Raw genomic sequence first — 22,468 nt, 5'->3', positions numbered from 1 at the left:
AATAATTCGGGCAAATGGCCTACGAATTAGCGCTCAAGGGTGATTAAGCATTTTGTCCGGCTTGTCATACCTTCCTCACGCAGGACCGCATGGGACGTTGCGGCGCGGAAGACCTGCGAGGCAACAGCGAGGGAGAGGTGGGGCGGATGATCGCCGCCACGAAGAAGATCGCCGGCGGCCTGGTCGCCGCGGCGCTGGTCCTGGGCGCCGCCGGGTGCACCGCCTCGGAACCCGCGAAGTCCCCGGCCGCCGGAGGCCCGAACGCGCGCAAGGGCGCCGCCGAGGCCCCCGGCAGTGTCCATCGCGCCATCGGCGACGGTTCGACCGCGTACACCGGACCGCAGCCGAACGTGCAGAAGCCGCAGAAGCTGAAGCCGGGGGAGAAGCCCCCGCAGTTCGTCGTGTTCTCGTGGGACGGGGCCGGCGAGGACAGCCAGAAGCTCTTCTCGCACTTCCGCGACGTCGGCAAGAAGTACAACGCCCGGATGACGTACTTCCTCAGCGGTGTGTACATGCTCCCCGAGGAGAAGCGTTTCCTCTATACGGCTCCGCAGCATTCGCCCGGCCGCTCGGACATCGGATTCGGCGACCTCCAGGGCATCAAGGACACCGCTGCCCAGGTCCGTGCGGCCTGGCTGGAGGGCAACGAGATCGGCACCCACTTCAACGGGCACTTCTGCGGGCCCGACGGCGGCGTCGGCACCTGGTCCGTGGACGAGTGGAAGAGCGAGATCGACCAGGCCAAGTCCTTCGTCAAGAACTGGAAGACCAACGCGGGCCTGAAGCAGGAGGAGGCGCTCCCCTTCGACTACGACAAGGAGCTCATCGGCGCCCGCACCCCCTGCCTCGAAGGCCAGAAGAACTTCATGCTGGCGGCCAAGGGCATGGGCTTCCGCTACGACTCCAGCGGGATCAGCAAGCAGATCTGGCCCAAGAAGACGGACGGGCTCTGGGACATCCCGCTCCAGCTGGTGCCCATGCCGGGCCGCGCCTTCGACACGCTGAGCATGGACTACAACTACATGGTCAACCAGTCGGGGACGACCTCGCAGGGCGACCCCTCCCAGCACACCTACTGGGGCGACCAGATGCGCGACGGCCTGCGGCAGGCCTTCGACCGCGTCTACCAGGGCAATCGTGCGCCGCTGATCATCGGCAACCACTTCGAGTCCTGGAACGGCGGCACCTACATGCGCGCCGTCGAGGAGTCGATCAAGGGCATGTGCACCCAGAAGGAGGTCCGCTGCGTGCCGTTCCGGGAGCTGGTGGACTGGCTGGACGCCCAGGACCCGAAGGCCCTGGAGTGGATGCGCACCCTCGACGTCGGTGAGGCGCCGAAGGAGGGCTGGACGAAGTTCCTGACCGCGGGGCCGCCGGCGCCGCCGGCCGCCCCCGCCGGCGTCAAGCCGGCTGCGGAGTCGGCCGAGGAGACTGGGGACGAGGGCTGACGATCTCCTCGACGCCCGCGCCGCCGTCGAACGCGCCCAGGGCGTCCAGGCCCTCGCGCAGGACGAAGCCGGGGTCGACCTGCTCCGCCAGGTCGGCCCCGGTCTTGGCGTTGCCCCAGCTCTCCGCGTTCTTGAGGTGGAAGCCCACCATCTGCTCGGTGTACCGGTCCCAGTCGCGGTGCGCGTAGGAGTCGTCGGCGGCGTCCTGGAGTGACTGGAGGGCGAACCGGTTGGTTGCCTCCAGCAGTTCGAAGGAGGCCGGGCGGCCCTTCTCCATCGCCCGTACCCAGTCGGAGTGCCCGACGGTGACCAGCAGGTCCTCGCCGACCTCGTCCTGGAGGAACTCGATGTCCTCGGGGCCCTGCACCTTGTTGCCGACGACCTTGAGCGCGACCCCGAAGTCCCGCGCGTACTCCTTGTACTGGCGGTAGACGGACACGCCCTTGCGGGTCGGTTCGGCGACCAGGAAGGTCACGTCGAAGCGGGTGAACATGCCCGAGGCGAAGGAGTCGGAGCCCGCCGTCATGTCGACGACCACGTACTCATCCGGTCCGTCGACCAGGTGGTTGAGGCAGAGCTCGACCGCTCCGACCTTGGAGTGGTAGCAGGCCACGCCCAGGTCGGCCTCGGTGAACGGCCCGGTGGCCATCAGCCGTACGGGCTCCCCGTCGAGCAGGACCGTGCGCGCGCAGGCCTCGTACACCGGGTTGTCCCCGGTGACGCGCAGGAGGCGCGAGCCCCGGCCGGGCGGAGTCGTCTTGATCATCGTGTCGGCGGACGCGATGCGCGGGTTGGAGCCCCGCAGGTACTCCTTGATCAGGGGCAGGTGCGCGCCCAGGGCGGGCAGTGCGGCGGCCTCGTCCTCGGTGAGCCCGAGCGCGGCGCCCAGGTGCTGGTTGATGTCGGCGTCCACCGCGACGACGGGGGCTTCATTGGCTGCGAGGTGGCGGATGAAGAGGGAGGACAGGGTCGTCTTGCCGCTGCCGCCCTTTCCCACGAAAGCGATCTTCATGTTCACCAAGCGTAGTGGGTAAGTAGCACTGAGTTGTCAAGGTGAGTGAAGAAGACCACTCCAAGGAGGGGTCGGTGCCATGCCCGCGCAGTGCGTAGGCTCCCTACTTATGAGTAGCGCTTCTGACCCGCTGGCCGGCCTGGCCGGGCTGCCGGGTGTCGCCGATTCCGTGGATTCCGTACGCAAGGCCGTGGACCGGGTCTACGGGCACCGGGTGATGCGCCGCCGCAGCGGTGAGATCACCTCGGAGGCCGCCCTGCGCGGCGCCCGTGGCAGCGCGGCCCTGTCCGGCGCGGACTGGGCGCTGGAGGAGGTGCGGCGGCGCACCGACTTCGGGGCCGAGCAGGAGGCGCTGACCGTCGGTGCCGCGCTGCGCCTCACGGCGGAGGCCGGCCAGCTGCTGAGCATCTGGCGCCAGTCGCCGCTGCGGGTCCTGGCGCGCCTGCACCTGGTGGCGGTCGGGTCGACGGCCGAAGGGGACGTGGTGGGCCGCCCGCGCCTGGCGGGCGAGCCGGTGGTCGAGCCGCTGGTGGAGGCGCCGCTGCCGGGGGCCGACGAGGTCGCCGGGCGCCTCGACGGGCTGTCCCGGATCGTCATCGCGGGCGGTTCGGCCCCCGCGCTGGTCATGGCGGCGGTGGTGCACGGCGAGCTGCTGGCCCTGCGGCCGTTCGGCTCGTACAACGGGCTGGTCGCGCGCGCGGCGGAGCGCATCGTCCTGATCAACAGCGGGCTGGACCCCAAGGCCATCTGCCCGGCGGAGGTGGGTCACGCGGAGCAGGGCGCCGAGGCCTATCTGGCGGCCTTCGAGGGCTATCTCTCCGGGACCCCGGAGGGCATGGGCGCCTGGATCGGCCACTGCGGCCGGGCGATCGAGCTCGGGGTGCGGGAGTCGACGGCGGTCTGCGAGGCCCTGCAACGCGGCGCGGCCTGAGGCCGGCGAGGATTCGGGGCGCGGGGGCCCGGAAAGGGCCGACAGGGCCCGGACATGGGTTGCGGCGACACCGTACTGCTCTGGTGTCGCCGCTGGCATTCACGCCCAGGTACCAAGCGTCCTCGAAGGTTGCCCATCAGGTCGGGTACTTTGCCCGTCACCTGGTGCGGCTGGCCCGTAATCGACGGGTCGACGTCGCGTGGGTGCTCGGCGTTCATGCTTCGGTCCGTGGGCCTTACTGCGTTTTAAAGATGATCCTCTCGGATGTTCTTTGGTCTCGCGGGCCGTTGCTTTATTTGTACTCCGCTTCGCTGCTAAGCGAAACCCCTAGCTCCACTTTTTACTTTCCGGGGCGAGCCGGGGTGAACCGGACAGCCCGAATCGGTGCAGGTGGGGCAATCAGGCGGAGCGGGTGACCGACAGGGCGTGGGCCCGGCGCCGGCTCGCGTACCAGACCAGCCCGGCGGTGGCGGCCGCCGCGCCCACCGCGGCCGCGGCGATCAGCGCCGGACGTGCGGGCATCGACAGTCCGGGGAGCCGCTGCTTCAGCCGCACGGGGCGGTTGAAGACCAGCACCGGCCACTCGCGGGCCGTCGCCTCCCGGCGCAGCGCGCGGTCGGGGTTGACGGCGTGCGGGTGCCCGACCGCTTCCAGCATCGGGATGTCGGTCGCCGAGTCGCTGTAGGCGTAGCACCTGGCGAGGTCGTAGCCCTCGGACTCGGCGAGCTCCCGTACGGCCTCCGCCTTGGTGGGGCCGTAGGCGTAGTAGTCGATCTCGCCGGTGAAGCAGCCGTCCTCGCCCACGACCATGCGCGTGGCGACGACCCGGTCCGCGCCGAGCATCTCGCCGATGGGCTCGACCACCTCCGCTCCGGAGGTCGACACGATCACCACGTCACGGCCCGCGGTGTGGTGGGCCTCGATCAGGGACGCGGCCTCGTCGTAGATGATCGGGTCGATGAGGTCGTGCAGTGTCTCGGCGACGATCTCCCGCACCTGCTGCACGTTCCACCCCTTGCAGAGGGCGGAGAGGTACTCCCGCATCCGTTCCATCTGATCGTGGTCGGCGCCGCCGGCCAGGAAGATGAACTGGATGTAGGCGGTGCGCAACACGGCTCGCCGGTTGATCAGGCCGCCTTGGTAGAAGGACTTGCTGAACGTCAAGGTGCTCGACTTCGCAATGACCGTCTTGTCCAGATCGAAGAAGGCTGCGGTGCGAGGCGAGGAGTGCGGCAAGGGCTGATTTTCCACGCCCCGAGCATATGCGCCCACCATTCGGCGTAAGGTGTGGCGCGTGGGTTTGCCTGAGAGGGCTCTCGGGTACACCATGGAAGTCACGGATCGTTCGCGACCGTGCTAACCCGGTCTGGCTCCTCCCCCCCCGAGTCGGACCGTGGGGACGACCCCCGCTCTCCCCCCCGGCGGGGGTCGTCGCATGTCCGGACGCGGTTCGCGTCCCCGGCTTCGGCCCCGATCGACCATCTCCTCGGCCCTTCCTCTTGCGTGGGGCCCGCCTGTCGCAGGCCCTCACCACGTCAGACTCGTGACGCTGCGTAGTTGTTCCCGTGCGTTCCGGAACTCACCTGCGAGGGTGACCGGGTTATTCACAATCGATGGGTTGTCCACAGTTATTGGGCAAGATCCACTTCTTTTTCCCGATCGCTGCACGGTGATTCCAGCCGCGAAGTCCGCGGTACTGGGATTTGCAGTGAGAAGGGGGCGGAGATCGTGGCTCGATCGAAGTCGTGCGAAACGCCGAAGTCCGTGATGACCGGAAGGGCGGCGGGGGCGGGGGCCGCCACCGCGGTGGCGGCCCCCGCCGGGGCCGTCGGGGGCAGGCCGCTCATCATCACCGAAGACCCCCTGCTGCTCGACGACTTGCTGAGGCTGTGCGCGGCGGCGGGGGCCGAGCCGCACGTGCGGCACGCGGCGCCGGGGAGCGGCGGTGCGGTCGTGGAAGCGGAGGGCGGCCCCGCCGGTAGCGTGACCGACCCGGCTGATTCTTCAACTGGCTTCAATAGTCCGGGAGTTGGCTGGAAGTCGGCCCCACTCGTGCTGGTCGGGGACGACGCCGCGGGGCGCGTGCGCGGCGCGCCGCGCAGGACCGGGGTCTTCCTCGTCGGACGGGACCTGGACGATCCCCTCGTGTGGCAACGGGCGGTGGAGATCGGGGCCGAGGAGGTGCTGCTCCTCCCCGATGCCGAGAGTCGGCTCGTGGACCGGATCGCCGATGTCGTCGAAGGGGCCGCAAGGCCCGCCCTCGCGGTCGGGGTGATCGGGGGAAGCGGCGGGGCGGGGGCCTCCACCCTCGCCTGCGCCCTCGCTGTCCGGGCCGCCCGCGCCGGCGAGCGGACCATGCTCATCGACGGCGACCCCCTGGGCGGCGGCATGGACGTACTGCTCGGCGGCGAGGGCGCCGAAGGGCTGCGCTGGCCGGACTTCGCAGCCTCGCGGGGACGGGTGGGCGCCGGAGCGCTGGAGGAGTCCCTGCCCGAACTGCACGAACTGCGGGTGCTCAGCTGGGATCGCGGCGACCGGGTGGCCGTGCCGCCGCCCGCCGTCCGCTCGGTGGTGGCCGCTGCGCGGCGCCGGGGCGGTGTCGTGGTGGTCGACCTCCCGCGCCGGGTGGACGAGGCCGTGGCCGAGGTGCTGGCCCAGCTCGACCTGGTGCTGATGGTGGTGCCGGGCGAGCTGCGGTCGGTGGCCGCGGCGGGCCGGGTGGCCGCCGGGGTGCGGATGGTGGCCCGGGACGTCCGCGTCGTCGTACGGGGCCGCTGCCCGGGCGGTCTCGATCCGGAGGCCGTGGCAGGACTGCTGGGGGCCCCGCTGGCCGGTGAGGTGCCCGTCGAGGTGGGGCTCCCGGGGCGGGTGGCCGAGGGGGAGCCCCCGGGGTCCCAGGGGCGCAGCGCCCTGGCCCGCTTCTGCGACGGCTTCTGGCAGCGGGCCCTCGGTGCCGGTCAGGAGGTGCCGGCATGAGCGCGGTACTGCTGGACGCGGTGCGCCGGCGGCTCGCCGAGAGCGGGGCGGAGCCGACTCCGGCGCGGGTGGCGGCGGCCCTGCGCGCCCAGGGCCGGCTGCTGGGCGACGAGGAAGTGCTCGGTGCGGCTGCCGAGTTGCGCTCCGAGCTGGTCGGCGCGGGCCCCCTGGAGCCGCTCCTGGCCGACGCCGAGGTGACCGACGTGCTGGTGGCCGCCCCCGACCGGGTGTGGGTGGACCGCGGTGGCGGGCTGGAGCTGACCGGAGTGACCTTCGCCGATGCGGGGGCCGTCCGCCGGCTCGCCCAGCGGCTGGCCGCCGTGGCCGGGCGGCGCCTCGACGACGCCCGGCCCTGGGTGGACGCCCGGATGCCCGACGGCACCCGGCTCCATGCCGTGCTGCCGCCGGTCTCGGTCGGCTCGGCCTGTCTCTCGCTGCGGGTGGTGCGGCCGCGGGCGTTCACGCTGGAGGAGCTCGTCGCGGCGGGGACGCTGCCACCGGGCGGGCAGCGGCTGCTGCGGGACATGGTCGAGGCCCGGCTGTCCTTCCTCGTCTCCGGTGGGACGGGAACCGGCAAGACCACCCTGCTCAGTGCCCTGTTGGGGCTCGTGGGCCCGGGCGAGCGGATCGTACTGGCCGAGGATTCGGCCGAGCTGCGCCCCGACCATCCGCACGTGGTGCGGCTGGAGACCCGGCCGGCCAACCAGGAGGGGGCGGGGCTGGTCACGCTGGCGGACCTGGTCCGGCAGGCGCTGCGGATGCGGCCCGACCGGCTGGTGGTCGGCGAAGTGCGGGGAGCCGAGGTGGCGGACCTGCTCGCCGCCCTGAACACCGGCCACGAGGGTGGCTGCGGCACGGTGCACGCCAATGCCGCGGCGCATGTCCCGGCCCGGCTGGAGGCGCTGGGCTCGGCCGCAGGACTCGATCGGGGCGCCCTGCACAGCCAGTTGGCCGCCGCGCTGACCCTGGTGCTGCACCTGGTGCGGGACAGGGAGGGACGGCGCCGGGTCGCCGAGGTGCACGTGCTGGAGCGGGACGCCGCCGGACTGGTGGTGACCGTGCCCGCGCTGAGGTGGGCCGCGCGGGGCTTCGTGCGGGAGCAGGGCTGGGATCGGCTGCGGCCGCTGCTGCGGGGTGCCCGGTGAGCGCCGGGGCGGGGCTGCCGCTGCCGGTGTTCGCCGGGGTGCTGTGCGCGGGCGCGGCCGCCTGGGGGATCACCGGGTACGACCGGATGTCCCGGCGGGCCCGGGTGGTGCTCGCCGGAGGCGGCGAGCCGCTGGGGTGCGGGCCGCCGCGCCGGGAGCTGCTGCTGGGCGCTCTGCGGGTGCGGGCCGTGCGCTGGCGGGAGTGGGCCTGCTTCGGGGCCGGGCTGGTGATCGCTGTCCTGGGAGGGTCGGTGCTCCCGCTGCTGGCCGGAGCCGCCGCGGTGCCCCTGGTGCGGCGGTGGCTGCGGGTGCGGGCGCGTGAGCGGGCCCGCACCGCGCGGGCCGCCGAGGTGGTGGCCCTGTGCGGGGCGGCGGTGGGTGAGCTGCGGGCCGGGGCCCAGCCCGGGCAGGCGCTGATGGCGGCGATGCGGCGGACGGCCGCGGGCCCCGGCGGGCCCGGTGCGGCGGAGGCGGGGGTGCTGGCCGCGGCGGCGTTCGGCGGGGACGTGCCCGGAGCGCTGCGCCAGGCGGCCCGGGAGCCCGGCGCGGAGGGGTTGGCCGGGATGGCCGCCTGCTGGCGGGTGTCGGTGGACGGCGGTGCGGGTCTGGCCGCCGGGCTGGACCGGCTGGAGGGAGCCCTGCGGGCCGAGCGGGACCGGCAGGAGTCACTGCGGGCCCAACTGGCCGGGGCGCGGTCGACGGTGCTGGTGCTCGCTCTGCTGCCCCTGGTGGGCCTGTTGATCGGCACCGGGCTGGGCGCGGATCCGCTGCGGATCCTGCTCCACACCCCGATGGGATGGGGCTGTCTGCTGGCGGGCGGGGTGCTGGAGGCGCTGGGGCTGCTGTGGTGCCGGCGGATCGTCCGGACGGGGGAGCGGTGATGACCGGGTTCTTCGTCCACAGGCTGGGGATCGTCCTGGGCGCGGCGGCGGCCCTGTGGATGGTGTCGGCGGTGGCGGCGCGGGTCAGGGCGCGCGCCGTCCGGCGCCGGACCGTGCTGCTGCTGGGGGTGCGGCCGGGGCCGCGCGGGCCGGTGTCCGGGTCCGTGCTGCGGGGTGTGGCGGCGGCGTGGGCGGCTCCGGCCGGGGCGCTGCTGGCGGGCTGGGTGCTCGTCGGCGGTGTGGCCGGTGTGGTGGTGGGGTGTCTGGCCGCGGTCGTGGTGCGGCGCCTGCGGGCCGGGTCGCGGCCGCCGGTCGGGGTGGATCCGCGGGAGGCGGAGCGTCAGCTGCCGTTCGCCGCCGATCTGCTGGCCGCGTGCCTGGCGGCCGGAGCCGGGCCGGTGGAGGCCGCGGAGGTGGTGGGCGAGTCGCTGGGCGGCCCGGTGGGCGAGCGGCTCGCGAGCGCCGGGGCGGAGCTCCGGCTCGGCGGCGAACCGGGCGACGGGTGGGGGAGGTTGGCGCAGATACCGGGCGCCCGGGCGCTCGCCGAATGCCTGGAGCGGGCCGCGCGGACCGGGGCTCCCGCGGCGGAGCCGATGTCCCGGCTCGCCTCCGGACTCCGGGAGGACCGGGCCCGCCGGGCAGGGGCCAGGGCGCAGCGGGCGGCGGTCCTCGTCACCGCACCGGTGGGGCTGTGTTTCCTCCCCGCATTTCTTTCCATCGGGGTCGCACCGGTGGTGATCGGTATGGCCTCGGGACTTCTCTCGAACCCCTGAAGTCGCATTGACCACACATCAACAACGGAAATCCACAGGAGGTTGCCATGAGGATCATCTGGTTTCGTGTACGGGCGGTGTTCGTCGGTCGCGGGAGCGACGCGGGGATGTCCACTTCGGAATACGCCATGGGCACGATCGCGGCCTGCGCATTCGCGGCCGTCCTCTACAAGGTGGTGACGAGCGAAGTCGTCGCCACGGCCCTTCAGTCGACCATCGGGAGGGCGCTCGATGTGCCGTTCTGAGGAGGGGGCCGGGGGAGGCCGGGGAAAACGCGATCGGGGATATGTGACGGCGGAGGCCGCCCTGGTGATTCCGGCGCTGGTGCTCTTCGCCGCGGCGCTGGTGTGGGCCCTGATGGCGGCGGCCGGCCAGATCCGGTGCGTGGACGCGGCCCGGGCCGGTGCCCGGGCGGCGTCCAGGTCGGAGCCGGTGGAGGTGGCGGAGGCGGCGGCACGCGAGGCCGCCCCACCGGGGGCGCGGGTGGAGCTGGAGCGGGTGGGCGACCTCTGGCGGGTCCGGGTGGCGGCACCCGTTCCCGGGCCAGCCGGGATCCCGTTGAGGCTGGGCGCGCAGGCGGTGGCACTCGCCGAGGACAGCGTGGGGCCGCCGCCGTGAGCCGGGTGGCGGACCGGGGCTCGGCCACGGTCTGGGCGGCCCTGGTGGCGACGGTGCTCGGCGCGGTGTTCGCGGGGGTGCTGCTGCTCGGCCAGGCCGTCGTGGCCCGCCACCGGGCGGCGGCGGCCGCGGACCTGGCGGCGCTGGCGGCGGCGGCCACCTGGGCGCACGGGCCGGACAGGGCCTGCGCCACGGCGCTCCGGGTGGCCCGGGCGCAGGGCGCGGAGCTCGCCGGATGCCGGCTCGGTGGCGAGGTCGCCGAGGTGGCCGCCCGGGTCGCGTCGGGCCCGTTCAGGCCCGAGATCCGGGCTCGCGCGGGTCCGCCCCGGGAACCGCCGGCCGTGGACAAGCCGGACTGAGGGCCCGCTCCGGCCGGTGAGGGCGCGCCGTCGACGGCCGGGGCCGGCCCGGCGGCCGGAGCGGCGGGGCCGCCGACAGCAGGCTCCGGCGGGGGCACGCCCGAGCCGCGCCGTCTGCCGTGGGTCCGGCCGGGCACGTCCGAGGCGGGCCGTCTGCCGCAGGGGCCGCCCGGCGGGCGGTCTGCCGCAGCGTCCGGCCGCGCCGGCGGGTGGGCGGTCCGCTGCCCTGGGGTCCGCCTGGCGGGCGTACGGTCCGCTGTCCCGGACTCCGCGGGGTGTCCGTCCCGGGCGTGGGCGGGGTGTCCGTCCCGGGTGTGTTCGGGGGCCGGGGTGGGGTCTGTGCGGTGTTCGGCGCCGGGCGGTGGCTCGGCCGTGGGGTTCGGTCCGGGGCGGTCAGGGCGCGGCGGACGGGGCCTGCGGGATCTGCGGGGATTCGGAGAGGAGGCGGGTGAGGAGGCGGATGGCGCCGCGCTTGTGGAGGGGGTCGTTGCCGTTGCCGCACTTGGGGGACTGGATGCAGGAGGGGCAGCCGGCCTCGCACTCGCAGGCGGCGATGGCGTCGCGGGTGGCCGTCAGCCAGGCGCGGGCCGTGTGGAAGGCCCGCTCCGCGAACCCGGCGCCGCCGGGGTGGCCGTCGTAGACGAAGACCGTGGGGAGGAGGGTGTCGGGATGCAGCGGCACGGACACGCCGCCGATGTCCCAGCGGTCGCAGGTGGCGAACAGCGGGAGCATGCCGATGGAGGCGTGTTCCGCGGCGTGCAGGGCGCCGCCGAGGATCTCGGGGTTGATCCGGGCCTCGTCGAGCTGGTCCTCGGTCACCGTCCACCAGACGGCCCTGGTGCGCAGGGTGCGGGGCGGCAGGTCCAGCTTGGCCTCGCCGAGGACCTCGCCGGTGATCAGTTTGCGGCGCAGGTAGGAGACGACCTGGTTGGTCACCTCCACGGAGCCGAAGCAGAGCCGGGCCGAGCCCCAGGGGATCTCGGTCTCGGTTTCCAGGATGGAGATGGAGGTGGTGTCACGGGCCGTGGTGGAGAACGGCGGGTCCGCCGCTTCCACGAGGGCCGCCGAGCCCTCCAGGTCCAGGTGCCGCACCAGATACGTACGGCCCTGGTGGAGGTGGACGGCCCCCTCGTGGACGGCGGTGTGGGCCGCCGACTCGTCGACCGTGCCCAGCAGCCGGCCGGTGGAGGCTTCGACGATCTGCACCGGGCGGCCGCCGCCGCCCCGGATGTCGGTGAGGTCCGAGGCCCGCTCCCGGCGGGTCCAGTGCCAGCCGGCCGCCCGGCGGCGCAGCAGCTTCGCCGCCTCGAGCTGGGGGAGGAGCTCCTCGGTGGCCGGGCCGAAGAGCTCCAGGTCCGCTTCGGTCAGCGGGAGCTCCTCCGCGGCCGCGCACAGGTGGGGGGCGAGGACGTACGGGTTGTCGGGGTCCAGGACGGTGGCTTCCACCGGTTGGCGGAACAGCGCTTCCGGATGGTGGACCAGGTAGGTGTCGAGCGGATCGTCCCGGGCGATCAGCACGGCCAGCGCGCCCTGGCCCGAGCGCCCCGCCCGGCCCGCCTGCTGCCACAGGGAGGCCCGCGTGCCCGGGTACCCGGTGATCAGTACGGCGTCCAGGCCGGAGACGTCCACGCCCAGCTCCAGGGCGGTCGTGGCGGCCAGTCCCAGCAGCTCGCCGGAGTGCAGGGCCCGCTCCAGGGCCCGGCGCTCCTCGGGCAGGTAGCCGCCCCGGTAGGCCGCGACCCGCCGGGGCAGGGACCGGTCCACCTCCGCGAGGCGTTCCTGCGTGATCACGGAGATCAGCTCGGCGCCGCGCCGGGAGCGCACGAAGGCGACCGTGCGGACGCCCTGGACCACCAGGTCGGTCAGCAGGTCGGCGGTCTCCGCGGTGGCCGTACGGCGTACGGGAGCGCCCTTCTCGCCCCGCAGCTCGGTGAGCAGCGGGGGCTCCCACAGGGCGAAGACCACCTCGCCGCGCGGTGAGGCGTCGTCGGTGATCTCCGTCACCGGTAGCCCGGTCAGCCGGGACGCGGCGGCCGCCGGGTCGCTGGCGGTCGCGGAGGCCAGCAGGAATACCGGATCGGAGCCGTAGCGGGCGCACAGCCGCCGCAGCCGGCGCAGGACCTGGGCCACGTGGGAGCCGAATACGCCGCGGTAGGTGTGGCACTCGTCGATCACCACGTAGCGCAGCGCGCGCAGGAAGGAGGACCAGCGCGGGTGGGCCGGGAGGATCCCGCGGTGCAGCATGTCGGGGTTGGTCAGGACGTAGTTCGCGTACTGGCGCACCCATTCGCGCTCCTCGACGGGCGTGTCCCCGTCGTAGACCGCGGGGCGGACGGCGTTGCCCAGGGGGGCGGCCAGGGCCCGTACGGCGCGCCGCTGGTCGGCCGCCAGGGCCTTGGTGGGGGCCAGGTACAGGGCGGTCGCGCCCCTTCCGTTCGGCGCCTGTGCGCCGTCCGCGAGGGCCGAGAGGACCGGGGCGAGGTAGGCCAGGGACTTGCCCGAGGCGGTGCCGGTGGCCACGACCACGGACTCGCCGTCCAAAGCGTGTTCGGCGGCCGCGGCCTGGTGTTCCCACGGATGGTCGATCCCGGCGGACTGGATCGCGGCTACTACATCCGTTCGGATGCGGTCGGGCCAGACTGCATGACGGCCCTCCCGAGGGGGCAAGTGCTCCGTATGGGTGATGCGCGCAGACCGGAAAGGCCCCCGTGACAGGCGGTCCAGGACCGTGCCGGGGGTGGGTCGGGAGTCCGCGTCTGCCGTGGGCCGTCCGGGACCGTGAGTGTTGGCCATCGGAACCGAGTGTGTCACCGGCGTGCGGGACAATGGTCGGAAGGCGTCGTGCGCGCCTGCCGGTAAGTGATTGAATGCCATTGCGGCAGCCAATCCCTCACCTACCTTCGGGTGGGGAGGCCCCTGGGGGGCGCCGCTCGATAGCAAGGTGCTGGAGGATCCGTGGACCTGTCCCTGTCGACTCGCACTGTCGGCGACCGTACGGTCGTGGAGGTCGGTGGCGAGATTGATGTGTATACCGCGCCCAAGCTGCGCGAGCAGTTGGTCGAGTTGGTGAACGACGGCAGCTACCACCTGGTCGTCGACATGGAGCGAGTGGACTTCCTCGACTCCACCGGACTGGGTGTGCTCGTGGGAGGTCTCAAGCGCGTCCGCGCGCACGAGGGTTCGCTCCGCCTGGTGTGCAACCAGGAGCGCATTCTGAAGATCTTCCGCATCACCGGTCTGACCAAGGTGTTCCCGATCCACACCACGGTGGACGACGCCGTCAACGCCACCGACTGACGGCTCCAGGCGGCCCCCGGCAGTCTCCGGGCAGCTGGGGGCCGGCAAGGAGAGCGGGGGTACCGGGCCATGGATGGCCCGGGCCCCTGTCAAGGCACGCCCGTAGTCCGAGGGGGACGCGCATGGCCACCGTTGAACTGCGCTTCAGCGCCCAGCCCGAACACGTCCGGACGGCCCGCCTGGTCGCGGCCGCCGTGGCGCGCAGGGCCGGCGTGGAGGAAGCCGTCCTCGACGAGGTCCGCCTCGCCGTGGGCGAAGCCTGTTCGCGTGCCGTCGGACTCCACCGGAGCAACGGGCTGACCGCGCCCGTCCGGGTGGTGCTGACCGAAGAGGACAAGACGTTCTCCATCGAGGTCGGTGACGAGGTTCCCGGCCCGAGCGGGATCCCGGCCGACACCGTGTCCGGCATGGCCGCGGTCCAGGAGTCCGACGGGGACACCGAGGACGAGATGGGGCTCGCGGTGATCAGCGGGCTCGTCGACGACGTCGAGGTGACCAGTGGGGAATCGGGCGGGACCATCCGGATGAGGTGGCCCGTCTCGGGGTCCTCCGACCTTCCTTGAGATCCACGGCGCGCGCATTCCCTCCTATCTTCTGATCTTTATCAAGGCCCTGCTGAGCAGGGCCTTTTTCATTTCCCTAGATCAATGAGCATCCGTCAATGCCTTTGCCCCATTACTTCTTTCGAGGGTAATGGAGTGACGCGATCTATTGCTGAGGAGCAGGAGCACGCCAATTACGTTTCCTGCGCACTGTTTTGATCGGGGTGTGCTCCCTACAATCCGTCCACATCTTGAGCTCATCACGTCAAGGAGGACGAATGACGGGGCTCTTCACCCCTCTCGCGCCGGATAGCACCGCTGATCTGGCATCCGCAGTACTCACCGATGACAATCGGCTCATCGTGATGGTCATTGCGGCCGTCGCACTCGCCGCACTCGTCGTCGCGCAGATCCTGGTCCGCCAGGTCCTCGCCGCCGACGAGGGCACCGACAGCATGAAGAAGATCGCTGCCGCCGTCCAGGAAGGCGCCAACGCCTACCTCGGCCGGCAGCTGCGCACCCTCGGCATCTTCGCCGTCGTGGTCTTCTTCCTGCTCTTCCTGCTCCCCGCCGACGACTGGAACCAGCGGGCGGGGCGTTCCGCCTTCTTCCTCGTCGGCGCCATCTTCTCGGCGGCCACCGGCTACATCGGCATGCGCCTCGCGGTCCGCGCCAACGTGCGCGTCGCCGCCGCCGCACGCCAGGCCACCCCGGCCGAGGGGGAGCCCGCCAAGGACCTGACCGAGGTCTCCCACCAGGCGATGAAGATCGCCTTCCGCACGGGTGGCGTGGTCGGCATGTTCACCGTCGGCCTCGGCCTCTTCGGCGCCTCCTGCGTCGTCCTGGTCTACGCCGCGGACGCCCCCAAGGTCCTGGAGGGCTTCGGTCTCGGAGCCGCCCTGATCGCGATGTTCATGCGCGTGGGCGGCGGAATCTTCACCAAGGCCGCCGACGTCGGCGCCGACCTGGTCGGCAAGGTCGAACAGGGCATTCCGGAGGACGACCCGCGCAATGCCGCGACCATCGCCGACAACGTGGGCGACAACGTCGGAGACTGCGCCGGAATGGCGGCGGACCTCTTCGAGTCCTACGCCGTCACCCTCGTGGCCGCGCTCATCCTCGGCAAGGCCGCCTTCGGCGACCTGGGCCTGGCCTTCCCGCTGATCGTTCCCGCCATCGGCGTCGTCACCGCGATGATCGGCATCTTCGCGGTCTCCCCGCGCCGCAGCGACCGCAGCGGCATGACCGCCATCAACCGCGGCTTCTTCATCTCGGCCGTGATCTCCCTGGTGCTGGTGGCGATCGCCGTCTACGCCTACCTGCCGTCCAGCTACAAGGACCTCGTCGGCGTCGAGAACGCGGCGATCACCAACCACTCCGGTGACCCGCGCGTCCTGGCCGTCGTCGCGGTCGCCATCGGCATCGTGCTGGCAGCCCTGATCCAGCAGCTGACCGGCTACTTCACGGAGACCAACCGCCGTCCCGTCCGGGACATCGGCAAGTCCTCCCTGACCGGTGCGGCCACCGTCGTCCTCGCCGGCATCTCCGTCGGCCTGGAGTCCGCCGTCTACACGGCGCTGCTCATCGGCCTCGGCGTCTACGGGGCGTTCCTGCTCGGCGGTACGTCGATCCTGCTCGCGCTCTTCGCGGTGGCCCTGGCCGGTACCGGCCTGCTCACCACCGTCGGCGTCATCGTCGCCATGGACACCTTCGGCCCGGTCTCCGACAACGCCCAGGGCATCGCCGAGATGTCCGGCGACGTCGAGGGCGCCGGCGCGCAGGTCCTGACCGACCTGGACGCCGTCGGCAACACCACCAAGGCCATCACCAAGGGCATCGCCATCGCGACGGCCGTGCTGGCCGCCGCCGCGCTCTTCGGCTCGTACAACGACGCGATCGCCGTCGCGGTCAAGGAAGTCGGCGCCAAGGCCGGGGAGCTGAACCTCAGCCTGGACATCGCACAGCCCAACAACCTCGTCGGGCTGATCCTGGGCGCGGCCGTGGTCTTCCTGTTCTCCGGACTCGCCATCAACGCCGTCTCCCGCTCCGCGGGCGCGGTGGTCTACGAGGTGCGCCGCCAGTTCCGCGAGCACCCCGGGATCATGGACTACAGCGAGAAGCCCGAGTACGGGCGCGTCGTCGACATCTGCACCAAGGACGCGCTGCGCGAGCTCGCCACGCCCGGCCTGCTCGCCGTCCTGACGCCGATCGCGGTCGGCTTCAGCCTCGGTGTGGGCGCCCTCGGGTCCTTCCTCGCCGGCGCCATCGGCACGGGCACGCTGATGGCGGTCTTCCTCGCCAACTCCGGCGGCGCGTGGGACAACGCGAAGAAGCTGGTCGAGGACGGCCACCACGGCGGCAAGGGCAGCGAGGCCCATGCGGCGGTCGTCATCGGCGACACGGTCGGCGACCCGTTCAAGGACACCGCCGGTCCCGCGATCAACCCGCTGCTCAAGGTCATGAACCTGGTGGCGCTGCTGATCGCTCCCGCCGTCGTGCAGTTCAGCTACGGCGCGGACACCAGCCCGACCGTACGGGCGATCGTCGCGGTCCTCGCGATCGGCGTCATCATCGGCGCGGTGTACATCTCCAAGCGCCGCGGCATCGCCGTGGGCGACGAGAACGACGGGACGGCCGAGCGGGTGGCCCAGTCGGCCGACCCGGCGACGGTCTCCTGACCGAGGCCCCGGCCGAAGGACGGGGCGGGCCGGGCAGGGCCGGCCGTGCGCCCGAACGGCGGACAGGCGGCGCGGACTGACGCGCCGTCTGTCCGCCTTTGTGCGTCCTCGGAGGGCAGGCGTGTATCTTCCGGGCCGAGAGCCTTCGAAGGGACCAATCCGGTGAACAAGAAGCTTGCGGCCGCGTTGTCGGGCAGTGCGGTGCTGATGCTCGTCCTGTCCGGGTGCGGCGGGGACGACGGCGACGAGAAGGCCAACGCCTGGGCCAAGAAGGTCTGCGACCAGTGGCAGCCCGAACTCAAGAAGATCGAGACAGCCAACGCCGACATCAAGCGCGTGGCCACGGAGAGCAGCAAGCCCGACGAGGTCAAGCAGACCGACGCGGCGGCCTTCGCGACCATGTCGGAGTCGTACAAGACGATGGGCAGCGCCCTGCAGCAGGCGGGCGTGCCGCCGGTCAAGAACGGCGCCACGACCCAGGAGGCGGCGGTGAAGGGCTTCGAGTCGACCTCGAAGGGATACGCCGACCTGAAGGCCAAGATGGACGCCCTCGACCCCGCGGACCAGACGAAGTTCGCCGACGGCCTCAAGGAGGTCGCGGGCGGTCTGCAGGAGGCGACGAAGGGCGGTCAGGACGCCCTCGCCACGCTCAACGCGGGCGGCCTCGACAAGGCCATCAACAGCCAGAAGGGCTGCCAGGTCGCGGCGACCTCGGCGTCGCCCAAGTAGCCGCCCCGCAGGGCGCGTACCGCGTCGTACGAGGACCCGGGCGGCCGGGCTCCCGCAAGGGAGCCCGGCCGTCCTTTCGTGCATCCGGGCCCGCGGTGACCGGCGCGACGGGCCCCAGCGGACACAATGGACGGGTGAGTACCACCAGCCTCCCCACCCCCGACCACGCCGCCGAGCTCCGCAGCGCGATGCTGGCCGCCGGCTTCACCGCCGACGGGCTGCTCGACCTGCTCGGCGCCCCCGCCTACGCCGCGCTGGCCCGCAGTGAGACCGTCCCCGCCCTGCGCGCCACCCGGGGCGGCGGCGACGGCCCGCTCGCGACCCTGGTCCGGCTGTTCCTGCTCCAGCAGCCCGTGCCGTACGTGCACGCCGCGACGGCGATGCCCGTCGAGGCCGCCCTGGCCGACGGCTGGCTGCGGCGCGAGGATGCCGCCGACGGCGAGGACACCGTGCACGCGACCGTCGACGTGCGGCCGTACGGCGGCCCCGACGGCGAGGACTGGTTCATCGTCTCGGACCTCGGCTGCGCCGTCGGCGGGGCCGGCGGGATCGGCAGCCGGGAGGAGGGCGTCGTCCTCGGCGTCGGCGGAGCCTCCACCACCCTGGCCGGGATCACCGTGCGCACCCCGGTCGGCTCCGCCCTCGACGTCGGCACCGGCTCGGGCATCCAGGCGCTGCACGCCACCCGGCACGCGACGCGGGTCACCGCCACCGACGTCAACCCCAGGGCCCTCGGATTCACCCGTTTGACGCTGGCCCTCTCCGGGGCGCCGGAGGCCGAGCTCCTCACCGGCTCGCTCTTCGAGCCGGTCGGCGGGGCGACGTACGACCTGATCGTGTCGAACCCGCCGTTCGTGATCTCCCCGGGCGCCCGGCTGACGTACCGAGACGGCGGAATGGGCGGCGACGACCTGTGCCGGACCCTGGTCCAGGAGGCGGGCGCGCGGCTCAACCCCGGCGGGTACGCGCAGTTCCTCGGCAACTGGCAGCACGTGGAGGGCGAGGACTGGCACGACAGGCTCCGCTCCTGGGTGCCGCGCGGCTGCGACGCCTGGATCGTCCAGCGCGACGTGCAGGACGTCACGCAGTACGCGGAGCTGTGGCTGCGCGACGCGGGCGACCACCGCGACGACCCCGACGCGTACGCGCAGCGCTACGAGGACTGGCTGGACGAGTTCGAGGCGCGCAAGACCAAGAGCGTCGGCTTCGGATGGATCACCTTGCGCCGGACGGACGCGGCCGAGCCCTCGATCGTGGTCGAGGAGTGGCCGCACACGGTGGAGCAGCCGCTCGGCGAGTCCGTCCTCGCCCACTTCGCCCGTCAGGACTACCTGCGCCAGCACGACGACGCGGCCCTGCTGGAGGCCCGCTTCGTGCTGGTCGAGGAAGTGGTCCAGGAGCAGGTCGGCTCGCCCGGCGCGGAGGACCCGGAACACGTCGTGCTCCGGCAGAACCGCGGAATGCGGCGCGCCACGAAGGTCGACACGGTCGGCGCGGGCTTCGCGGGAGTGTGTGACGGCTCACTGAGCGCCGGGCGGATCCTGGACGCGATCGCGCAGCTGATGCAGGAGGACCCCGTCGTGCTGCGGGACCGGACTCCCGAGGCCATCAGGCTGCTGGTCGAGCAGGGCTTCCTGGAGCCCGTGGCGGGCCCCGGGCCGCAGCCGGCACCGTGATGTAACCCTGGGTTCGCCCGGCGTATCCCCACGGCTGGCAGCGTGCTGTACAGCGGGGTCCGGGGGGTCCCGAGAGTGGCCCGGGGGTGAGGGGAACGGCGCGGAATGCGGTCCGGCGATCTTCGCGGAGGCCGTGTTCCCGCTGTTCGGGGCCGCTCTGCAGGCCTGGACGGGAGCGTGCGCCGGCCGCCGTGCGCCGGTGGTCGAGAATGCGCGCCCCGTCACGGTCGAACCACGGCTTCCGCTTCCCCGGCGAAGCCTCTCCGGCCTTCGGGGACCTGGCGCGCCGAGCCGCTCCGACGCCGCCGCGAGGGGTGCGCCGGCGGTCGCCGCACCGGCCCCGAAACCCGGTGCGGGACGGGGTGCGGGTGCGGGGCCAGACGGCCCCGCGGCCACCCGGCCCGGTGATCGGGAAGGGTCCGGCGCGGCATCCGGGCGGCAGAAACGGCACTTGTCGGGTTACCGTTCGAGTGGCCGTTGCGGGCTTGTGCCGTTTGACACGGGGGCGGGTTGTACCGTCACACTCCGCAGCGTCGCCGTACTGCGACCGAGTGCCGACCGGAGAGAAGAGCCAAGTTGTCCCCGACTAGCGAGACCGCAAAGGGCGGCCGCCGACTCGTCATCGTCGAGTCCCCTGCCAAGGCGAAGACGATCAAGGGCTACCTCGGCCCGGGATACGTCGTCGAGGCGAGCGTCGGGCACATCCGCGACCTCCCGAACGGCGCGGCCGAGGTTCCCGACAAGTACACCGGTGAGGTCCGCCGCCTCGGAGTGGACGTCGAGCACGACTTCCAGCCGATCTACGTCGTCAATGCCGACAAGAAGGCCCAGGTCCGCAAGCTCAAGGAGCTGCTGGCCGAGTCCGACGAACTCTTCCTCGCCACCGATGAGGACCGCGAGGGCGAAGCCATCGCGTGGCACCTGCAGGAAGTCCTCAAGCCCAAGGTCCCCGTCCACCGGATGGTCTTCCACGAGATCACCAAGGACGCGATCCGCGCCGCCGTCGCCAACCCGCGCGAGCTGAACCAGCGCATGGTCGACGCCCAGGAGACCCGCCGTATCCTCGACCGCCTCTACGGCTACGAGGTCTCGCCGGTCCTGTGGAAGAAGGTCATGCCGCGCCTGTCGGCAGGCCGCGTCCAGTCGGTGGCGACCCGCCTCGTCGTCGAGCGGGAGCGCGAGCGCATCGCCTTCCGCTCCGCCGAGTACTGGGACCTGACCGGAACCTTCTCCACCGGCCGCGCCGGGGACCCCTCCGACCCGTCGTCGCTGGTCGCCCGCCTGAACTCGGTGGACGGCAAGCGCGTGGCACAGGGCCGCGACTTCGGCGCCAACGGCCGGCTCAAGAGCGAGGTGCTGCACCTCGACGAGGCGAACGCCAGGGCACTGGCCGCCGCGCTCGCCGACACCGCCTTCGCCGTCCGGTCGGTCGAGTCCAAGCCGTACCGCCGTTCCCCGTACGCCCCCTTCCGTACGACGACGCTCCAGCAGGAGGCCTCGCGCAAGCTGGGCTTCGGTGCGAAGGCGACGATGCAGGTGGCGCAGAAGCTGTACGAGAACGGCTTCATCACCTACATGCGTACGGACTCCACCACGCTGTCCGACACCGCGGTGTCGGCCGCCCGGGCGCAGGTCACCCAGCTCTACGGGGCCGACTACCTGCCGGAGAAGCCGCGCGTCTACGCGGGCAAGGTCAAGAACGCGCAGGAGGCGCACGAGGCGATCCGTCCTTCGGGTGATCGTTTCCGCACCCCGGCCGAGACGGGCCTGACCGGGGACCAGTTCCGCCTGTACGAACTGATCTGGAAGCGCACCGTCGCCTCCCAGATGAAGGACGCGACCGGCAACAGCGTCACCGTCAAGATCGGCGGCCGCGCCTCGGACGGCCGCGACGCCGAGTTCAGCGCGTCCGGCAAGACGATCACCTTCCACGGCTTCATGAAGGCGTACGTCGAGGGCGCGGACGACCCGAACGCCGAGCTCGACGACCGCGAGCGGCGCCTGCCGCAGGTCGCGGAGGGCGACGCGCTGTCCGCCGAGGAGATCACGGCGGACGGCCACGCGACCAAGCCGCCGGCCCGCTACACCGAGGCCTCGCTGGTCAAGGAGCTCGAAGAGCGCGAGATCGGCCGGCCGTCGACGTACGCGTCGATCATCGGCACGATCCTCGACCGCGGCTACGTCTTCAAGAAGGGCACCGCGCTCGTCCCCTCCTTCCTCTCGTTCGCCGTGGTGAACCTGCTGGAGAAGCACTTCGGGCGGCTCGTCGACTACGACTTCACCGCGAAGATGGAGGACGACCTCGACCGCATCGCGCGGGGCGAGGCCCAGTCCGTGCCGTGGCTCAAGCGGTTCTACTTCGGCTCCGAGGACGCCACCGAGGTCGTGCCGGCCGACGGCGACCACCTCGGCGGCCTGAAGGAGCTGGTCACGGACCTGGGCGCGATCGACGCCCGGGAGATCTCCTCCTTCCCGGTCGGCGAGGGCATCGTGCTGCGCGTCGGCCGCTACGGCCCGTACGTGGAGCGGGGCGAGAAGGACTCCGAGGGCCACCAGCGCGCCGACATCCCCGACGACATGGCTCCGGACGAGCTGACGGTCGCCTACGCGGAGGAGCTGTTCGCGAAGCCGAGCGGCGAGTTCGAGCTCGGCAAGGACCCGGTCAGCGGCAACGAGATCGTCGCCAAGGACGGCCGCTACGGCCCGTACGTGACGGAGATCCTGCCCGAGGGCACGCCGAAGACCGGCAAGAACGCGGTCAAGGCGCGCACGGCCTCGCTCTTCAAGACGATGAGCCTGGACACGGTCACCCTCGACGAGGCGCTGAAGCTGATGTCGCTGCCGCGCACCGTCGGCGCGGACGCGGAGGGCGTGGAGATCACGGCCCAGAACGGCCGCTACGGCCCGTACCTGAAGAAGGGCACGGACTCGAGGTCGCTGGAGACCGAGGACCAGCTCTTCACGATCACGCTCGACGAGGCCCTGGCCATCTACGCGCAGCCCAAGCAGCGGGGCCGCGCCGCGGCCAAGCCGCCGCTGAAGGAGCTGGGCACCGACCCGGTCAGCGAGAAGCCGGTCGTGGTCAAGGACGGCCGCTTCGGCCCGTACGTGACGGACGGCGAGACGAACGCGACGCTGCGGCGGGACGACGACGTCGAGACGATCACGCCGGAGCGGGGCTTCGAGCTGCTCGCGGAGAAGCGCGCGAAGGGCCCGGCCAAGAAGACGGCGAAGAAGGCCGCCGCCAAGAAGGCCCCGGCGAAGAAGGCGACCGCGACGAAGACCGCGGCCGCGAAGAAGACGGCGGCCAAGACGACGACCGCCAAGAAGACGGTCGCCAAGAAGACCGTCGCGAAGAAGACCGCGGCCAAGAAGACGGCCGCCGCCCCGGCGGACGAGTAGT

At 72.3% G+C, this 22,468-nt stretch carries 18 protein-coding genes; 15 read left to right on the top strand and 3 right to left on the bottom strand.

What is annotated here, in order from left to right; genetic code table 11:
* Window positions 1-146 precede the first annotated feature (146 nt).
* Window positions 147-1,448 carry a hypothetical protein gene (locus tag E6U81_RS16645; protein ID WP_136230866.1) on the top strand — a complete coding sequence of 434 codons (1,302 nt, stop codon included), beginning with the start codon at window positions 147-149 and terminating at the stop codon, window positions 1,446-1,448.
* Here the strand turns inward: E6U81_RS16645 and E6U81_RS16640 are convergent.
* Window positions 1,402-2,460 carry an ATP-binding protein gene (locus E6U81_RS16640; protein ID WP_240803852.1) on the bottom strand — a complete coding sequence of 353 codons (1,059 nt, stop codon included), beginning with the start codon at window positions 2,458-2,460 and terminating at the stop codon, window positions 1,402-1,404. The two genes, E6U81_RS16645 and E6U81_RS16640, sit on opposite strands and share 47 nt — an antisense overlap.
* Window positions 2,461-2,569: 109 nt before the next feature.
* On the opposite strand from E6U81_RS16640, the gene E6U81_RS16635 reads away from it, so the two are divergent.
* Window positions 2,570-3,391, top strand: a complete 822-nt coding sequence (locus E6U81_RS16635) for an oxidoreductase (protein ID WP_136230865.1) — start codon at window positions 2,570-2,572, stop codon at window positions 3,389-3,391.
* 399 nt (window positions 3,392-3,790) lie between these two features.
* Here the strand turns inward: E6U81_RS16635 and E6U81_RS16630 are convergent, their stop codons facing one another.
* Window positions 3,791-4,666 (bottom strand): HAD-IB family hydrolase, encoded by an 876-nt coding sequence (locus E6U81_RS16630; RefSeq protein WP_136230864.1) that lies wholly within the window; start codon window positions 4,664-4,666, stop codon window positions 3,791-3,793.
* A 492-nt stretch (window positions 4,667-5,158) separates the two neighbouring features.
* On the opposite strand from E6U81_RS16630, the gene ssd reads away from it, so the two are divergent.
* The 7 genes from ssd to E6U81_RS16595 all read left to right on the top strand — a co-directional run bounded on the left by ssd (window position 5,159) and on the right by E6U81_RS16595 (window position 10,143).
* Window positions 5,159-6,367, top strand: a complete 1,209-nt coding sequence (gene ssd, locus E6U81_RS16625) for a septum site-determining protein Ssd (RefSeq protein WP_136231010.1) — start codon at window positions 5,159-5,161, stop codon at window positions 6,365-6,367.
* Window positions 6,364-7,512, top strand: coding sequence for a TadA family conjugal transfer-associated ATPase (locus tag E6U81_RS16620; RefSeq protein WP_136230863.1), 1,149 nt, complete (start codon window positions 6,364-6,366; stop codon window positions 7,510-7,512). The genes ssd and E6U81_RS16620 overlap by 4 nt, the downstream gene beginning before the upstream one ends.
* 86 nt (window positions 7,513-7,598) lie before the next feature.
* Complete coding sequence (locus E6U81_RS16615; RefSeq protein WP_136231009.1) at window positions 7,599-8,393, top strand: type II secretion system F family protein; 795 nt, start codon at window positions 7,599-7,601, stop codon at window positions 8,391-8,393.
* Window positions 8,393-9,166, top strand: coding sequence for a type II secretion system F family protein (locus tag E6U81_RS16610; protein WP_136230862.1), 774 nt, complete (start codon window positions 8,393-8,395; stop codon window positions 9,164-9,166). The genes E6U81_RS16615 and E6U81_RS16610 overlap by 1 nt, the downstream gene beginning before the upstream one ends.
* Window positions 9,167-9,213: 47 nt before the next feature.
* The gene (locus E6U81_RS16605) at window positions 9,214-9,411 is read left to right on the top strand and encodes a DUF4244 domain-containing protein (protein WP_136230861.1); all 198 of its coding nucleotides are present in this window, start codon (window positions 9,214-9,216) and stop codon (window positions 9,409-9,411) included.
* Window positions 9,412-9,454: 43 nt separating this feature from the next.
* The gene (locus E6U81_RS40500) at window positions 9,455-9,784 is read left to right on the top strand and encodes a TadE family type IV pilus minor pilin (protein WP_346766153.1); all 330 of its coding nucleotides are present in this window, start codon (window positions 9,455-9,457) and stop codon (window positions 9,782-9,784) included.
* Window positions 9,781-10,143 (top strand): Rv3654c family TadE-like protein, encoded by a 363-nt coding sequence (locus tag E6U81_RS16595; RefSeq protein WP_136230859.1) that lies wholly within the window; start codon window positions 9,781-9,783, stop codon window positions 10,141-10,143. The genes E6U81_RS40500 and E6U81_RS16595 overlap by 4 nt, the downstream gene beginning before the upstream one ends.
* 393 nt (window positions 10,144-10,536) lie before the next feature.
* Here E6U81_RS16595 and E6U81_RS16590 read toward each other — a convergent pair whose 3' ends face one another.
* A complete protein-coding gene (locus E6U81_RS16590; RefSeq protein ID WP_136230858.1) occupies window positions 10,537-13,017 on the bottom strand; it encodes a DEAD/DEAH box helicase in 2,481 nt (826 codons plus the stop codon).
* 81 nt (window positions 13,018-13,098) lie between these two features.
* Here E6U81_RS16590 and bldG point away from each other — a divergent pair, with 81 nt between their 5' ends.
* From bldG to topA, 6 genes are all read left to right on the top strand, one after another.
* On the top strand, window positions 13,099-13,440 hold the full coding sequence (gene bldG, locus E6U81_RS16585; protein WP_030028781.1) for an anti-sigma factor antagonist BldG: 342 nt from the start codon (window positions 13,099-13,101) through the stop codon (window positions 13,438-13,440).
* 122 nt (window positions 13,441-13,562) lie between these two features.
* A complete protein-coding gene (locus tag E6U81_RS16580; RefSeq protein ID WP_136230857.1) occupies window positions 13,563-14,003 on the top strand; it encodes an ATP-binding protein in 441 nt (146 codons plus the stop codon).
* Between the two features lie 257 nt (window positions 14,004-14,260).
* Window positions 14,261-16,660, top strand: a complete 2,400-nt coding sequence (locus E6U81_RS16575) for a sodium-translocating pyrophosphatase (protein WP_136230856.1) — start codon at window positions 14,261-14,263, stop codon at window positions 16,658-16,660.
* Window positions 16,661-16,822: 162 nt separating this feature from the next.
* Complete coding sequence (locus E6U81_RS16570) at window positions 16,823-17,389, top strand: small secreted protein (RefSeq protein ID WP_136230855.1); 567 nt, start codon at window positions 16,823-16,825, stop codon at window positions 17,387-17,389.
* 134 nt (window positions 17,390-17,523) lie between these two features.
* On the top strand, window positions 17,524-19,065 hold the full coding sequence (locus E6U81_RS16565) for a methyltransferase (protein ID WP_136230854.1): 1,542 nt from the start codon (window positions 17,524-17,526) through the stop codon (window positions 19,063-19,065).
* 576 nt (window positions 19,066-19,641) lie between these two features.
* Window positions 19,642-22,467: a type I DNA topoisomerase gene (topA, locus tag E6U81_RS16560; RefSeq protein ID WP_136230853.1), complete on the top strand. Its 2,826-nt coding sequence runs from the start codon at window positions 19,642-19,644 to the stop codon at window positions 22,465-22,467.
* Window position 22,468: the final 1 nt, after the last annotated feature.

It is taken from the genome of Streptomyces sp. A0592 (genome assembly GCF_004795115.1).
GTDB classification, from domain to species: Bacteria; Actinomycetota; Actinomycetes; order Streptomycetales; family Streptomycetaceae; genus Streptomyces; species Streptomyces erythrochromogenes.
Note: the sequence above shows the minus strand (reverse complement) of the source record. Positions and strands in the feature narration are given on the sequence as shown.